Source organism: Microbacterium sp. NPDC058389 (genome assembly GCF_042722305.1).
GTDB lineage: Bacteria > Actinomycetota > Actinomycetes > Actinomycetales > Microbacteriaceae > Microbacterium.
Genome location: NZ_JBHXJQ010000003.1, coordinates 71,604 through 87,287, shown reverse-complemented (window position 1 = coordinate 87,287; position 15,684 = coordinate 71,604). Strand labels below are relative to the sequence as shown.

Genomic DNA, 15,684 nt, shown 5'->3' with positions numbered 1-15,684 from the left:
CGATCACGAGCCGCCGTCGTCGATGGCGTGTACCCCAGGTCCACGTGACGAGCCGTGTCGCGAACAGGCTCGCCGACAGCCGCCCCAGACGGGCTGTCCCTTCCTCGCACCGTAGCGAAGCGGTGCGCGGCGCACACAGGGGTCGGGCCGGATTGGCGACCTAGGTCCCCAGGCTCAGTCGCGGTTGAGGTAGCGGACGACGGCCTGCACGCGACGGTGGCTGTCGGCGTCGGGCGGCATGCCGAGCGCGTCGTAGATGCGCGACACGTGCTGCACGACCGCCTTCTCGGTGAGGAACAGCTTCGCGGCGATCGCGGCGTTGCTGCGCCCCTCGGCGACGAGGGCCAGGACCTCCTGCTGACGGGCCGTGAGCTCGCTGATCGCGGCTTCGGAGTGCCGCGCACGGCCGACCATGACCGCCACGACGTCGGGGTCGAGGGCGGTGCCGCCGCCGGCGACCCGCTCCAGGTCGTCGAGGAACGTGCCGATGTCGGCGATCCGCTGCTTGAGCAGGTAGCCGACGTGGCCAGCGCCGTCGGCGAGCAGCTCCTGCGCGTAGCGTCGCTGCACATGCTGCGACAGCACGACGACCGCGGTGCCGGTGTGGTCGCGGCGGATCCGCAGGGCCGCCTCGAGCCCCTCGACCGTGTGCGTGGGCGGCATGCGGATGTCGGTGACCACGAGGTCCGGAGCGGTGCGGGCGACGGCATCCATCAGCTCGCCGGCGTCGCCGACGGCGGCGACCACCTCGTGGCCGCCGTCGCGCAGCACCAGTTCGATGCCGCGCCGGATGAGCGCCTCGTCCTCGGCGATGGCTACGCGCACGGCACCTCCGCCCGCACATGGGTGCCGTGGCCGCGCAGGCTCGTGACCGAGATGGTGCCGCCGATGGCCTCGACGCGGTCGGCGAGGCCGCGCAGTCCGGTGCCGGCATCCATCGACGCACCGCCGACGCCGTCGTCCTCGACGTCGAGCCGGAGGCGTCCGCCGTGCAGTGCCAGCCGAACGCGGGCGACCGACGCTCGAGCGTGCTTGACGACGTTCGCGAGCGCCTCGGTCAGCACGAAGTAGGTGGTGGCCTCGACGAGGTCGCCGAGCGCGGCTCCCGGGATGTCGGCCTCGAACTCGGTCGGGATGGGCATGCGGTCGGCGAGGTCCTCGGCCGCGGCCGCGAGCCCCCGCTCGATGAGGGCGGCCGGCACGAGGGCGCTCACGAGCGCACGCAGGTCGGCCGCCGCCGCGTCGATGTCGACGCGAAGGCGGGTCGCGCGCTCGGACACCGCGTCTGCGGGCGTCGACGCGATCTGCTGCGCCTCCAGCGCCAGGAGCACGAGCTGCACCTGCAGCCCGTCGTGCAGGTCGCGGGCCATGCGACGCCGCTCGCGATCGCCCGCCTCGACGAGTCGCTCGCGGGACTCCAGCAGCGCGCGACGGCTCGCCCGCAGCTCCGCGGTGAGGCGTTCGCGCTCGACCTCGATCGCCACGACGCTGCCGGCCGCGCGCACGCGCTCAGCGCTCGAGACGAGGGCCGCGTCGTATTCGATCGCGCCGATCTCACGCCCGTCGAGCACGACCGGCTGCCATCCGCGGCGGGGATCCGAGCGCGCGAGATCGTCGGCCGGCCGGCCGTCGGCGTCGAGGAGCGCTCCGGCGTCCGCCACACGGAAGTACAGCCGCAGCGACGGGTCGCCCAGGACCCGCGCCAACCCCACCGCCAGGGACTCGCGGGCGGGCCCGCCTGCTCCCAGCCACGCGGCCAGCTCGTCGAGCTCTCCGGTGCGCGCGAACCCGCCGCGGACGATCCCCACGGCGAACGCGATCGGGATGCCGGCGATCACCCCGTACTGCAGGAACCCGCGGATCGTGGGGTCGATGTGGAGCACCCGGTCCATCACGATCGCGATGAGCGGCATGAACAGCACCGTGAAGATGCCGTACGAGAACAGCGGGACGAGGACGCGCCGGTGAGCGGCATCCGCTCTCCGCAGCCGGCCCCACAGCACGCCCGCGACCACGATCATCAAGGCCGTGGCCACGATCGTCTGGAGCAGGCTGAAGAACGTCGCGGCACGCGGCACGTCGAAGGGCCCGTCGGCCGCGAAGAGGTAGCGCGGCGCCTCGAAGAGGAGGCATACGGCATATGTCGCGACGACGAGGAACACCGAGAGGCGGTCCGGCAGGCGCCCGGTCGGGAAGGCGAGCAGCAGGTGCACGATCGCGGCGACCATCAGCGTCGCACAGACCGAGCCGATCACCACGAGCGACGGCACGCCGGTGTTGTAGAGGCTCCCCGCGTACACGGCGACGCCGGCGACGACGATGAGGAAGCCGATGTCGCTGCGCGGCCGACGCCGCCACGCCAGGCCGCCGGCGACCACGTAGATGACGAAGATGACCGGGAGCACGATCAGCGGCAGTCCGCCCGGCTCGTGGATCGGCAGCAGCGCGACCAGCAGGACCGTGAGCACCACGCCCATCGTCGCGACCACCCACAGGGCTCGCTGCAGAGACCGCGCCATCTCCGAGCGCACGGGCGGTGCTGCCGTCATGCGGCCCCTCTCCAGAGTCCTCTCCTCATCATGCCCTGCGTGGCGGCCGGCGGATCTCGCCGCTCGGCGGATGACCGGATGCCGCGGCCCGCGGCTCGCGCACCGCCGGGCACCGGCATCCGCTCCCCTCCCGTAGTCTGGCCACGCGCCACGCCGAAGTGACGCGCTGCGGCGGCACCCGCCGTTCACCGAAGGGCCCTACCTTGAGCGACATGAGCTCCTCCGCGCCGGACGCCGACGCCCCGGGCGCGACCCGTCCGTCCGAACCCGTGCTGTCGACCGCGGCGCTGAACACCGGCGCCCTGTCCGACACCCCCGTCCCCCGCCGCCGGGTGTTCGCGTGGGCGCTGTGGGATTGGGCGACGCAGCCGTTCAACACGGTGCTGCTGACGTTCGTGTGGGTGCCGAGCTTCCTGGTGTCGCCCTTCTTCCTCGACCCGGTGGTCGCCGCCTCCGGCGTCGTCGACGGCGAGACGATCGACTGCGACACGGCCGCCAACACCGTCACCGAGTACTGTCGCGCGCTCGGTGCGCTGGATGCGAATCTCGGCTGGGGCATCATGGCCGCCGGCATCCTCATCGCGTTGCTGGCCCCCGTGCTCGGCCAGCGCGCCGATGCGACCGGGCATCGCAAGCTCATGCTCGGGGTGTTCACGGGCCTGCTGATCCTGTGCCAGCTGGGCATGGCGTTCGTCGGCGGCACCGCCGACCTGTTCTGGTTCGGCGTGGCGATGATCGCGTTCGGCAGCGTCGTCGGCGAGATCGCCGGCGCGAATTACAACGCGCTGCTCGTGTCGGTGTCGACGCCGAAGACGGTGGGACGCGTCTCGGGGCTCGGCTGGGGCTTCGGCTACCTCGGCGGCATCGTGGCGCTCGCGATCGTCGTCGGGCTCATCCTCGGCGGGGTGCTCGACGGCACGCAGGGCTCGACGTTCCAGTTCATCGCCGCCGGCGCGACGGTGTGGACGATCCTGTTCTCCATCCCGATCTTCCGGAGCGTCCCCGAGCCGCCCCCGAGCAGCGACACCAAGAAGGTCAACTTCTTCGAGGGCTACGTCGAGCTCGTCCGCTCGATCATCCGCCTGTGGCGCGAGAGCCGGCCCACCTTCTGGTTCCTGCTCGCGTCGGCCGTGTATCGCGACGGCCTGGCCGCCGTGTTCACGTTCGGCTCGGTCATCGCCGCGCGCGTCTTCGGGTTCGGGTTCACCGACCTCGTGGTCTTCGGCATCGTGCTGAACCTCGTCGCCGGCGTCTCGACGATCTCCGCCGGACGTCTCGACGACCGCTTCGGGCCGAAGCCCGTCATCCTGACCGCCATCGGCGGCATCATCGTGTGCTGCCTCGCCGTCTTCGTCGGCGCCGGCGCGGGCCGCGCGCTGTTCTGGGTCGCGGGTATCGTGCTGGCAGCGCTGGTCGGACCGGCGCAGGCCGCATCGCGCTCGTTCTTGGCGCGCGTCACGCCGGCCGGGCGCGAGGGCGAGATCTTCGGTCTGTACGCCACCACGGGCCGCGCCGCAAGCTGGATGGCGGCGCTGCTGTGGGGCGTGTTCATCGCCGCGGCGGGCAATCAGACGCTGTACGGCATCCTCGCGATCGCCCTGGTCCTTGCCGTCGGATTCGTGCCGCTGGTGTTCGTGAAGGCGCCGCCGCGGGTCGCCATCGACGCCTGAGCCGGCCGGCGTCCTGTTCGCGGGCCGCGGGGGTCGCGGCATCCGATAATCTCGCTCTCGGGGAATCACCGGTGCGATTGGGGGCGGTCGCGCATTCCCTGCGCCGAGCCCACCCCCGAAAGGCATCGTGTCCGTCACGCTCATCGAGAACCGCCGTGCGGCGCGGCACCGTCGCGCACTCGGCTACTGGGCGGTCCTGCTCTCGCTGGCGCTGTCGCTGTGGGTCGGCTCGCAGGTCGTCCCGCACGACTGGGTGCACCGCCCGGCCCTGTTCGTCCACCTCGCGTCGGTGATCGTGGGCCTCGGCTCCGCCGTGCTGCTGGAGATGAGCGGACTGCTGTGGATGCTGCGCCGCACCCACCTCGAAGACCTCCGCCGCGTCGAGCGCACGGTCAGCGGGCTCGCCTGGCTGGGCATCGCGGGGCTCCTCTTCTCGGGCGCGTTCCTGCAGCCCGACCTCACCAATCCGCTCACCGACCTCAAGATGGCGGCGGTGCTCGTGGCGGCCATGAACGGCGTCGCGATGACGCGGCTCACCGACGAGCTCGCGCGGCTCCCCCCGCGCGTGCGGTTCGCGATGCTCCCCGGCCGGCTTCGGGTGTGGTGCGTGTGGAGCGCGGTCGTGTCCCAGGCGGGCTGGTGGACGGCCGTGCTGATCGGGATGCTGAACACCGCCTCCGGGTGATCTCACAGCTTGCTCTCACTCGCCTCGCGGCTTGATCCTGGTTAGGCTGTGGCTTTACCGGACGACCCGGCCGGTAACCCCCCGATCGGCCTCACGGCCAGACCGACCTCGAGGAAGCCTTCATGCGCGATCGCACGCGCGGCGACGAGGACGCGCCCGGACCTCGCCGCGGCCAGTCCTCCCCGCCCCCGACGGCAGCGTTGCCGACCTCTTCCACCCCCGATCCGACGCCGGCGCCGGTCCCCTCCGCGACCGCCTCCGCCGGCTGGACCCCGACCGGATCGGCCCCCGCCGGCGCAACCCCTGCCGCGGCCGCATTCGGCTCGGCGGCGACGAAGCCCGCGGGCGCGAAGCCCGGCCGCCCGTCCGCGATCGACGAGCGCCGTGAGCGCCGCCGCCGTCGGCGCAAGCAGATCGTGCTGTGGACGACCGTCCTCGGCATCGTCGTGCTCGTCGGGTCGATCGGCACCGTGTCGTACGCGATCGTGTCGAACCTGGCCGGCTCCGGCCCGGCTGCCGCCGACGCGCCGCCCGCGGTCCCCGCCGCCGTCAAGCCGATCACCTTCCCGCAGGACGAGCCGGCCGCCACGGCCGGCGCCGAGCTGTGCGTCACCGTCCGGGTGCTCTCGTCGTACGAGAACGCCGAGATGGTCGAGAGCCTCGCCACCGCCTACAACGCGCAGCCCCGCAACGTCGCCGGCTCGTGCGTGACCGTCACCTCCAGCAAGGAGAAGTCGGGCGCTGCCGCGGCCGTCGTGGCCACCGGCTTCCCGAACTCCGCCGACGACCAGAAGCCCACCGTGTGGCTGCCCGACTCGTCGACGTGGATCGACGTCGCGCAGTCCGAGGGCGCGACCTCGATCGGCAAGGAGGGGACGAGCGTCGCGATCTCCAACATCGTGCTCGCCATGCCCAAGCCTCTCGCCCAGGCCATCGGGTGGTCGTCCGAGGCGCCGAGCTGGACCGATGTGTTCGAGGCGGCAGGGGATTCCGACCTGTGGAGCGGCCTCGGCCACCCCGAGTGGGGCGCATTCAAGCTCGGCAAGACCAGCCCGCTCGTCGCCACCTCCGGCGAGGCGGCCATGTACGCCTCGTACGGCACCGCGGCCGGCTCCGTCGCCGACCTGACCGCAGCGCAGGTCGAGGACCCCGCGATCCAGAGCACCGTGCACGAGAACGAGACGGCGACGAGCCATTACATGGCCACGCCCGAGCACTTCCTGTGGCACGCGCGCCAGGCCGAGGCATCCGGTTCGTCCGCCGACTTCCTGTCGGCCGTGATCGTCGACGAGAAGTCGGTGTGGGACTACAACCGCGGCATCACGAGCCGCGACGGCATCAACCGCACGCAGGCCGAGCCTCCGGCCGAGCAGCTGATCCCGATCTACCCGACCGACGGCTACTACGCCGCGGACAACCCGGCGATGCGCCTCACCGGCGCCTGGATCGACCCGGTCGAGTCCGAGGCCGCCGCCGACTTCATCCGCTACGCGCTCACGGCGCAGGGCCAGTCCGTCGTGCGCGGAGCCGGCTACCGCGACCTCAACCGCGCACTCGACGAGAGCGTACAGAAGGTCGGCCAGCTCTCGGCGGACCTGACCACCGCTCTCGCGTTCCCCGGTGCCGACGTCGTGACGGCCGTGCAAGCCTCGTTCCCCGACGTCCGCAAGCGCGCCAACGTGCTGTTCCTGCTCGACGTCTCGGGCTCGATGGACGAGCCCATCTCGCCGAGCGACACCAAGCTGAGCCAGGCGCGCAAGGCGATCGAGGCGGCGCTCGGACACTTCACGACGGGCGACGACGTCGGCCTCGCCGGGTTCGCGCAGGCGCCCGACGGCGCCATGGTGCCGGGCCTCGTGGCGCCCGTGTCCGACATCGGCACGTCGCGCGACGGGTTCCTCGGCGCGCTGAACGGCATCACCTCGATGGGCGACACCCCGCTGTACCAGGCGGTCGACGAGTTCGCGAAGCAGCAGGCGTCGACGTGGTCGAGCGATCACATCAACGCCATCGTGCTGCTGAGCGACGGCAAGAACGACACCCCGAACGCACCGACCATCGGCGCCGAGCAGATGATCGCCGATCTGAAGGGCATGCACCACGACACGCCGGTGCTGATCTTCACGCTCGCGTACGGCGCCGACGCCGACGTGCCGACGCTGCAGTCGATCTCCAGCGCGACCGGTGCGCACTACTACGACGCGACCGACCCGTCCAAGCTCGAGGCCGTCCTCGGCGACCTCGTCACGAGCTTCTGACGTTGCGGGCCCGGTGCGTCAGGCGCCGGGCCAGGAGTCGGCGAGCTTGGTGAGCAGGCGCGCCAGCTCCGCACGTTCGGCGTCGGTGAACGCGGCGAGCGCGGCGTCGATCGCCTCGCGCCGCTCGCCCCGGAACCCGCGCACGAGCCGCGTGCCGGCATCCGTCAGCGCCACGCGCGTGCGCCGCGCGTCGTCGGGGTCGGCCTCGCGCCGCACCAGTCCGAGCTCGACCGACTGCTGCACGAGCCGCGACGCGCGGGGCTGATCGACCCCGACGGCTTCGGCGATCTCGCCGACCGAGAGCGGATGGGATGCCGCGGCCAGCGCCTCCAGCAGCCGCATGCGCGCGGGGCCGCCGAAGCGCCCTCCTCCGCCCCACGGCGGACCCCCGTGCCCGCCGGGCATGCCGCGGCCCCAGGGACCGCCGCGCCCGGGGAAGGCGCCGGCGCCGTCCGCGTCGAAGCCGGGCGCTGCGTGCGGTCCCCCGTGACCGCGGGCGCCGGGCGCCGGGCCGCCGTGCGCATGTGGCCCGCCGCCGTGAGGCCCTTCCGCCCACGGCGGCCGTGGCGGGCGGCGACCCCGCAGCCGGGCGAGGGCGGCGGCGATGGCGTCGGAGGGGTCGTCAGGTGTGGCCGGCATCATCCCAATTTACATGTGACTTGACATGTACTCCAAGTGCATGTCACACTGCATGTACATGCACTAAGACATGTAATCCGCGGCCGGACCTCGGCCGCCACGAAAGGACTTCTCATGGACGACATGAATCTGAACGAAGAGAACGACACTCCCCCGCCCGCCCGCCCGCTCGGCTACTGGCTGCGCGCCGTCGACGGTCTGCTCACCCGCGCCTTCGCCGAGGCGCTCGACGCCGAAGGCGTCTCCCGTCGCGACTGGATGCTGCTCAACGTGGTGTCCGGCGACGTCGACGCGCCCGGCCTCGCCGAGCGCCTCGCCCGCAAGGGCAAGCGCCTGCGGTCGCTCCAAGACCGCGGCTGGGTGCTCGAGAAGGGCGACGGCACCTGGGAGCTCACCGACCTCGGCCGCGCCGAGAAGGAGCGCATCGGCGCCATCGTCGACGGCATCCGTTCGCGGGTGACCGGCGCGGTCGGCGACGACGCGTACACGCAGCTCACGACCTCGCTCGAGGCCATCGCCCGCGAACTGGGCTGGGACGAGACCACCGCCGCCGAGCGCGGCTTCGGTCGCCCGGGCTTCGGCCGTCCCGGCTTCGGCCGTCCGCCGTTCGGCGTTCCGGGCTTCGGTCCGGACTTCGGCCCGGGCTTCGGTTTCGGCGGGCGCCCGCGCCCGTTCGAGCCCGAGATCCGCGACGGATTCGGCCCGAACCGCCACCGCGGCTTCGGCCCGGGTCGCCCCGGACGTCCGGCCGAGCGCGGCGACGAGCAGATGCGCGGCCGCGGTCACGGGCCGCAGCCCGGCTGCGACGAAGGCCGCGACCACCCGCACGGCGGCCACGGCCACCACGACCACCCGCATTACGGCGGGCACGGCCGCGGTCAGGGCGGCGGCCGGCGCGCACAGGAGGCGTACGAGCGCGGCTTCGACGCCGGGTTCGCCCGCGGCCGCGAGGACCGCGACGCCTGAGGTGCGGCATCCCTCTCCTACAGGGCGGGTCCACGGCGCTTCGGCGCGGCGGACCCGCCCTCTCTCGCACCCCGGCAGACGGGGGATGCCGCACCCGGCGTCACACGGGCGTCACATCGTGCGGGCATGATGAGTGCGTGACACGTCCCGCGCTCCTCGCGATCTCGCACGGCACGTCCTCGCCCGCGGGCCAGGCGGCCGTGGCCGCCCTCGTCGACGCCGTCGCCGCCCGCCTGCCCGGCACCATCGTGCGACTCGGCCATGTCGATGTGCAGCAGCCGGACGTGGCGGCATCCCTCGATGCGATCCCCGCCGGGACGCCCGTCGTCATCGTGCCGCTGCTGCTGTCGGCCGGGTATCACGTGCGCGTCGATCTCATCCACCAGTCCGCGGGTCGCGACGACGTCACGATCGCGCCGGCACTCGGACCCGACGCGCGGCTCGTCGACGCCCTGGCCGCACGGCTCGCGACCGTCGAACCGCGCCCGGAGGACGCGCTCGTGCTCGCCGTCGCGGGGTCCAGCGACGACCGTGCCAACGAGGACTGCCGCGTCACCGCGCGGATGCTGGGCGCGCGGCTCGGCCGCGACGTGGCCGTCGGGTTCCTCGCCGCCGCGGATCCGCGGCTCGACGTCGCCGTGTCCACTGCGGGCGAACGCGTGGTCGTCGCCGACTATCTGCTGGCGCCGGGGTACTTCCACGACCTCGCCGTGACGCTCTCGGGCTCGGCCACGGTCGCACCGCCGCTGCTCGGGAGCGATGAGCCGCCGGCATCCCTCGTCGACCTCGTCGTGGATCGCTACAACGGGTCCGCCGGTTTGTCGGACTGAGTCCACAAAGGCGTCGCGCTGCAACTGTGTGACGCCCGGTTACGCCGGTTAACGTCACTTGACGTTCGGATAGGCCGACACGGTCGCCGCTTCTAGCCTCACGGAATGGACTCGGTAGAGTCCCGCCCGGGGCCGCGCCCCGGGATCCACCCCGGAGGCACCGTGACCATCAGCGACACCGAACCGCACGCGGCGGATCGCCCGCGCGCCGCCGTGCGCCCTCCGCGCCCGTCGTCCAAGCCCAACGGCCAGTGGAAGATCGACGGCAAGGCGCCGCTCAACGGCAACGAGGAGTGGAAGCAGGTCGACGACGGCCTGAGCGTGCGCGAGCGCATCGAGAACGTGTACTCCGTCGGCGGCTTCCAGAGCATCGACCCCACCGACCTGCACGGCCGCTTCCGCGTGTGGGGCCTCTACACGCAGCGCAAGCCCGGCATCGACGGCGGCCGCACCGCGACCCTCACGCCCGAAGAGCTCGAGGACGAGTACCTCATGATGCGGGTGCGCATCGACGGCGGTCAGCTCACCACCGAGCAGCTGCGCGTCATCGCCGGCATCTCCACGGACTTCGCCCGCGGCACCGCCGACCTCACCGACCGCCAGAACGTGCAGCTGCACTGGGTGCGCGTCGAGGACGTGCCCGAGATCTGGCGCCGCCTCGAGGCCGTGGGCCTGGGCACCACCGAGGCGTGCGGCGACGTGCCCCGCGTCGTCCTCGGCTCGCCCGTCGCCGGCATCGCCGCCGACGAGCTCATCGACCCGACGGCGCAGATCGACGCGATCACGTCGCGCTTCATCGGCGACGCGTCGCTGGCGAACCTGCCCCGCAAGTTCAAGTCCGCGATCACCGGCCACCCCAGCCAGGACGTCGTGCACGAGATCAACGACGTCGCCTTCGTCGCCGTCGAGCACCCCGAGCTCGGCATCGGCTACGACCTGTGGGTCGGCGGCGGCCTGTCGACCACTCCGCGCCTCGCCGAGCGCCTGGGCGTCTTCGTCTCGCCCGAGCGCGTGGCGGAGGCGTGGCACGGCGTCGCGCAGATCTTCCGCGACTACGGCTACCGGCGCCTGCGCAACAAGGCGCGCCTGAAGTTCCTGCTCGCCGAGTGGGGCACCGAGAAGTTCCGTCAGGTGCTGCAGGACGAGTACCTGGGCTACGAGCTGCCGGACGGCCCCGCCGCTCCGAAGCCGCTCGCACAGGGCGACCACGTCGGCGTGCACGAGCAGAAGGACGGCCGCTTCTACATCGGCGCGACGCCGATCGTCGGCCGCGTCTCGGGCCCGACGCTCGCGAAGCTCGCCGACCTGCTCGAGGCTCACGGCTCGACCCGCCTGCGCACGACGCCCCACCAGAAGCTCGTGTTCCTCGACATCCCGAAGGAGAGCGTCGAGCCGTTCATCGCCGGCCTCGACGAGCTCGGGCTGTCGGCACGCCCGAGCCTCATCCGCCGCGGCACGATCGCCTGCACCGGCATCGAGTTCTGCAAGCTCGCCATCGTCGAGACCAAGGCGTATGCGACGGCCGCGGTGCTCGACCTCGAGAAGCGTCTCGAGCAGTTCGAGCTGCCGCATCCGATCTCGCTCCACGTCAACGGCTGCCCCAACTCGTGCGCCCGCATCCAGACCGCCGACATCGGCCTGAAGGGACAGCTCGTCACGATCGACGGCGAGCAGGTGCCCGGCTACCAGGTGCATCTGGGCGGCGGGCTTGTGAACGCCGACCGCGACGAGGCCGGCCTCGGCCGCACCGTGCGCGGGCTGAAGGTCGCCGCCGATGGCATCGCCGACTACACCGAGCGGGTCGTCAAGCGGTTCCTCGCCGAGCGCGATGCCGCCAGCGACGAGACGTTCGCGCAGTGGGCACACCGCGCAGAAGAGGAGGCCCTCCAATGACCGTCTCGCTCGCTCCCCGTGTCGCCGTCACGCGCACGCACGAAGAGCTCAAGGCGCTCGCCGAGCAGGGCAACCTCGAGCTCGGCAGCCTGACCGACCACGAGGCATCCGCCGCCGAGGTCGTCGCGTGGGTGGCCCGCAACTTCTCGGTGGATGCCGCCGCCGTCGCGTGCTCGATGGCCGACGCCGCGCTGCCCCATGTCGTGGCCGAGCAGCTGCCGGGCGTCGACGTGCTGTTCCTCGACACCGGCTACCACTTCACCGAGACCTACGCGACGCGCGACGAGGTGCAGCGCGCCCTCGACGTGCGGATCGTCGACATCACGCCCGACCAGACGGTCGCCGAGCAGGACGCGGAGTTCGGTGCGAAGCTGTTCGAGCGCGACCCGAGCCTGTGCTGCGCGCGCCGCAAGGTCGCGCCGCTGCAGGACGCGCTCGGCGGATACGAGGTGTGGTTCACCGGGGTGCGCCGCGACGAGGCGCCCACGCGCACGAACACGCCCCTGGTCACGTGGGACGAGCGCAACGGCCTCGTCAAGGTCAACCCGGTCGCCGCGTGGAGCTTCGACGACGTGCTGGAGTACGCCGCCGAGCACAAGGCGCCGGTCAACCTCCTGGTCGGCTTCGGCTACCCCTCGATCGGCTGCGAGCCGTGCACCAAGCCGGTCGCCGCCGGCGAAGACCCCCGGTCCGGCCGCTGGGCCGGATCCTCGAAGACGGAATGCGGGCTGCACGAATGACCCTCTCCACCACCGCCCGCGAGACTCGGAGATCCGGCCAGGCTCGGACCGATTCACCCGAGATCTCCGAGTACGGCGATATCTCCGAGCCGGGCGACCGAGCCCGTGGACTGTCGACCCTCGACCTGCTCGAGGCCGAGGCGATCCACGTCATCCGCGAGGTCGTCGCCGAGTTCGAGCGGCCCGTGCTGCTGTTCTCCGGCGGCAAGGACTCCGTCGTCGTGCTGCACCTGGCCACCAAGGCGTTCGCGCCGGGCCGGGTGCCGTTCCCCGTGCTGCACGTCGACACCGGCCACAACTTCCCCGAGGTGCTGGCCTTCCGCGACGAGACCGTCGAGCGCCTCGGCATCCGCCTCGAGGTCGCCCGCGTGCAGGACTACATCGACGACGGCCGCCTGCAGGAGCGGGCGGACGGCACCCGCAACCCCCTGCAGACGGTGCCGCTCCTCGACGCCATCACCGCCGGCCGGCACGACGCCGTGTTCGGCGGAGCCCGCCGCGACGAGGACAAGGCACGCGCCAAGGAACGCATCATCTCGCTGCGCGACGAGTTCGGTCAGTGGGATCCGCGCAACCAGCGCCCGGAGCTGTGGAGCCTGTACAACGGCCGCCACACGCCCGGCCAGCACGTGCGCGCGTTCCCGATCTCGAACTGGACCGAGCTCGACGTGTGGCAGTACATCGAGCGCGAGGGCATCGCGCTGCCGCCGCTGTACTTCGCCCACGAGCGCGAGGTCTACGAGCGCGACGGCATGTGGCGCCCCGTCGGCCCGTTCTCGCCGCCGCGCGAGGACGAGAGCGTCGAGGTGCGCACCGTGCGCTACCGCACCGTCGGCGACATGAGCTGCACGGGCGCGGTGGAATCGGATGCCGCCGATCTCGCCGCGATCGTGGCCGAGGTCGCCGTCTCCACCCTCACCGAGCGTGGGGCCACCCGCGCCGACGACCGCCTCAGCGAGGCGGCCATGGAGGACCGCAAGAAGGACGGGTACTTCTGATGACCGCGACGCTCACCGCCACCCCCACGCTGTTCCGCTTCGCCACGGCAGGGTCGGTCGACGACGGCAAGTCGACGCTCGTCGGCCGCCTGCTGCACGACTCGAAGGCGATCCTCGCCGACCAGCTCGAGCAGGTCGCCCGCACGTCGGCCGACCGCGGCTTCGCGCACGGCGCGTTCGACTTCGCGCTGCTGACCGACGGCCTGCGCGCCGAACGCGAGCAGGGCATCACGATCGACGTGGCCTACCGGTACTTCTCCACCGGCGCGCGGTCGTTCATCCTCGCCGACTGCCCCGGCCACGTGCAGTACACGCGCAACATGGTCACCGGTGCGACGACGGCCGACGCCGTCGTGGTGCTGGTCGACGGCCGCAAGGGCGTGCTGGAGCAGACGCGCCGCCACCTCGCGGTGGTCGCGCTGCTGCGGGTGCCGCACGTGATCGTGGCGGTCAACAAGATCGACCTCATCGGCTTCTCGGCGGATGCCTTCGCCGACGTCGCCGCACAGGCCCAGGCCGTCGCGACCGAGCTCGGCATCGAGGGGCTGCACGTGCTGCCCGTGTCGGCGCTGGAGGGCGACAACATCGTCGAGCGCTCCGCGCGCACGCCCTGGTACGACGGCCCGGCGCTGCTGGAGCTCCTCGAAACCCTCCCGGCTGCCGATGAGCTCGAGCAGGAGCTCGAGCCGCTGCGCCTGCCGGTCCAGCTGGTGCTGCGCCCGCAGGGCGGGCTCGCGCCCGGCATCGCCCCCGACGAGGCCGAGCGCTTGCGCGATTACCGTGCCGTGGCCGGCCGCATCGCGAGCGGCGTCGTGCGCGTCGGCGACCGGGTCGAGCTCTTCCCCGCGGGGACCGCCGCGACGGTCAGCGGCATCCGCTCGGCCGGTGTCGAGGTCGCCGAGGCCACGGCGCCCCAGTCCGTGTCGCTCGAGTTCGACGCCGACATCGACGCGGCCCGCGGAGCGCTCGTCGTCGCGGCCGGCACGCTGCCGGCCGCGCAGCGCGAGGTCGACGCCGAGCTGTTCCAGCTCGACGCACGGGCGCTGACCCCCGGCATCCGCGTCCTCGTCAAGCACGGCACCGCGACCGTGCAGGCGATCGTGGCGCAGATCGAGTCCCGCTACGACCTGGACGCGCTGACCCACGAGCCGGCGCAGACCCTGCAGACCAATGACATCGGCCGTGTACGGCTGCGCCTGGCGGCCGACCTGCCGCTGGAGCCCTACCGCACCAGCCGCCACGGGGGCTCGTTCCTCGTGATCCATCCGTCCGACGGCGCGACGCTCGCCGCCGGCATCGTGCGCGACTGAACCCGTCGCGCTCAACCCCATCCATCGAGCAACACCCGACCTAAGGAGGCGACACCGTGAACAAGATCATCCGCACCACGACAGCACTCACAACCCTGGGACTCGTAGCGGCCATGATGGCCGGCTGCGCCTCCGCCGCGGCGGACGAGAAGCCCGCCGCCGACGCCACGTCCGACAGCCCCTCGGTCAGCGAGGTGCGCCTCGGCTACTTCGCCAACGTCACCCACGCCCCCGCGCTCGTCGGCCTGGAGGAGGGCCTGTTCGCCGACGCGCTCGGCGACGACGTGAAGATCACGACGCAGGTGTTCAACGCCGGTCCCGCCGCGATCGAGGCGCTCTCGGCCGGCGCCATCGACGCGACCTACATCGGGCCGAACCCGTCGATCAACACGTTCATCCAGTCCGGCGGCGAGTCGGCGCGCATCGTCGCGGGCGCGGCGATCGGCGGTGCCGCACTCGTCGTGCGCGACGGCATCGACTCGCCCGAAGACCTCAAGGGCACCACGCTCGCCTCACCGCAGCTCGGCAACACGCAGGACGTCGCGCTGCGCAAGTGGCTCGGCGACGAGGGCTACGAGACCGACACCGCCGGTGGCGGCGACGTGCACGTCACGCCCACCGAGAACGCGCAGACCCTGACCCTGTTCCAGCAGGGCCAGCTCGACGGCGCCTGGCTGCCCGAGCCGTGGGTGTCGCGCCTCATCATCGACGCCGGCGCGCACGTGCTGCAGGACGAGGCCGACCTGTGGGACGACGGCGACTTCCCGACGACCGTGCTGCTCGTGCGCAAGCAGTTCCTCGACGAGCACCCGGACGTGGTCGCCGAGCTGCTGAAGGGCCACGAAGCGGCGGTCAAGTGGATCGCCGACAACCCCGACGAGGCGCCCGGAGTCATCAACGGCGCGATCGAGAAGGAGACGGGCAAGCCGCTCGACGACGCGGTCATCGAGCGCGCGCTGGAGCACGTGACGTTCTCGGTCGACCCGGTCGCCGACACGTTCGAGACGCTCGTCCAGAACGGCGTCGACGCGGGCACGCAGAAGAAGGGCTCGATCGACGGGCTGTTCGACCTGCGCCTGCTCAACGAGCAGCTCAAGGCCGAGGGTGAAGACACCGTCTCGGCCGCAGGGCTCGGCGAGGACTGAC

The 15,684-nt window shown here is 72.2% G+C and carries 13 protein-coding genes; 10 read left to right on the top strand and 3 right to left on the bottom strand.

Translation table 11 applies throughout. From position 1 onward, the window contains the following. Nucleotides 1-174: 174 nt before the first annotated feature. Together ACFWJ8_RS05625 and ACFWJ8_RS05620 are read right to left on the bottom strand one after the other, a co-directional pair. Entirely contained in the window at nucleotides 175-825 is a 651-nt protein-coding gene (locus ACFWJ8_RS05625) for a response regulator (protein ID WP_378809734.1), read from the bottom strand. Next, complete coding sequence (locus ACFWJ8_RS05620) at nucleotides 816-2,549, bottom strand: sensor histidine kinase (RefSeq protein WP_378809732.1); 1,734 nt, start codon at nucleotides 2,547-2,549, stop codon at nucleotides 816-818. The genes ACFWJ8_RS05625 and ACFWJ8_RS05620 overlap by 10 nt, the downstream gene beginning before the upstream one ends. Nucleotides 2,550-2,761: 212 nt before the next feature. Between ACFWJ8_RS05620 and ACFWJ8_RS05615 the strand changes: the two genes are divergently transcribed. The 3 genes from ACFWJ8_RS05615 to ACFWJ8_RS05605 all read left to right on the top strand — a co-directional run bounded on the left by ACFWJ8_RS05615 (nucleotide 2,762) and on the right by ACFWJ8_RS05605 (nucleotide 7,162). Further along, complete coding sequence (locus tag ACFWJ8_RS05615) at nucleotides 2,762-4,219, top strand: MFS transporter (protein WP_378809730.1); 1,458 nt, start codon at nucleotides 2,762-2,764, stop codon at nucleotides 4,217-4,219. A gap of 127 nt (nucleotides 4,220-4,346) precedes the next feature. Continuing rightward, on the top strand, nucleotides 4,347-4,904 hold the full coding sequence (locus ACFWJ8_RS05610; protein WP_378809729.1) for a hypothetical protein: 558 nt from the start codon (nucleotides 4,347-4,349) through the stop codon (nucleotides 4,902-4,904). A gap of 122 nt (nucleotides 4,905-5,026) precedes the next feature. Then, complete coding sequence (locus ACFWJ8_RS05605) at nucleotides 5,027-7,162, top strand: substrate-binding domain-containing protein (RefSeq protein WP_378809728.1); 2,136 nt, start codon at nucleotides 5,027-5,029, stop codon at nucleotides 7,160-7,162. Between the two features lie 18 nt (nucleotides 7,163-7,180). Here the strand turns inward: ACFWJ8_RS05605 and ACFWJ8_RS05600 are convergent, their stop codons facing one another. Next, on the bottom strand, nucleotides 7,181-7,801 hold the full coding sequence (locus ACFWJ8_RS05600; protein WP_378809727.1) for a MarR family winged helix-turn-helix transcriptional regulator: 621 nt from the start codon (nucleotides 7,799-7,801) through the stop codon (nucleotides 7,181-7,183). A gap of 114 nt (nucleotides 7,802-7,915) precedes the next feature. Here ACFWJ8_RS05600 and ACFWJ8_RS05595 point away from each other — a divergent pair, with 114 nt between their 5' ends. The 7 genes from ACFWJ8_RS05595 to ACFWJ8_RS05565 all read left to right on the top strand — a co-directional run bounded on the left by ACFWJ8_RS05595 (nucleotide 7,916) and on the right by ACFWJ8_RS05565 (nucleotide 15,683). Further along, nucleotides 7,916-8,767, top strand: a complete 852-nt coding sequence (locus ACFWJ8_RS05595) for a MarR family winged helix-turn-helix transcriptional regulator (RefSeq protein ID WP_378809725.1) — start codon at nucleotides 7,916-7,918, stop codon at nucleotides 8,765-8,767. A gap of 137 nt (nucleotides 8,768-8,904) precedes the next feature. Then, nucleotides 8,905-9,597, top strand: coding sequence for a sirohydrochlorin chelatase (locus ACFWJ8_RS05590; RefSeq protein ID WP_378809724.1), 693 nt, complete (start codon nucleotides 8,905-8,907; stop codon nucleotides 9,595-9,597). Between the two features lie 162 nt (nucleotides 9,598-9,759). After that, nucleotides 9,760-11,490: a nitrite/sulfite reductase gene (locus ACFWJ8_RS05585; protein ID WP_378809722.1), complete on the top strand. Its 1,731-nt coding sequence runs from the start codon at nucleotides 9,760-9,762 to the stop codon at nucleotides 11,488-11,490. Beyond that, nucleotides 11,487-12,230: a phosphoadenylyl-sulfate reductase gene (locus tag ACFWJ8_RS05580; protein ID WP_378809720.1), complete on the top strand. Its 744-nt coding sequence runs from the start codon at nucleotides 11,487-11,489 to the stop codon at nucleotides 12,228-12,230. The genes ACFWJ8_RS05585 and ACFWJ8_RS05580 overlap by 4 nt, the downstream gene beginning before the upstream one ends. Continuing rightward, nucleotides 12,227-13,228 (top strand): sulfate adenylyltransferase subunit CysD, encoded by a 1,002-nt coding sequence (cysD, locus tag ACFWJ8_RS05575; protein WP_378809718.1) that lies wholly within the window; start codon nucleotides 12,227-12,229, stop codon nucleotides 13,226-13,228. The genes ACFWJ8_RS05580 and cysD overlap by 4 nt, the downstream gene beginning before the upstream one ends. Continuing rightward, nucleotides 13,228-14,538: a sulfate adenylyltransferase subunit 1 gene (locus ACFWJ8_RS05570; RefSeq protein ID WP_378809717.1), complete on the top strand. Its 1,311-nt coding sequence runs from the start codon at nucleotides 13,228-13,230 to the stop codon at nucleotides 14,536-14,538. Before cysD ends, ACFWJ8_RS05570 begins: the two co-directional genes overlap by 1 nt. 56 nt (nucleotides 14,539-14,594) lie before the next feature. Further along, on the top strand, nucleotides 14,595-15,683 hold the full coding sequence (locus ACFWJ8_RS05565) for an ABC transporter substrate-binding protein (protein ID WP_378809715.1): 1,089 nt from the start codon (nucleotides 14,595-14,597) through the stop codon (nucleotides 15,681-15,683). Nucleotide 15,684 lies beyond the last annotated feature (1 nt).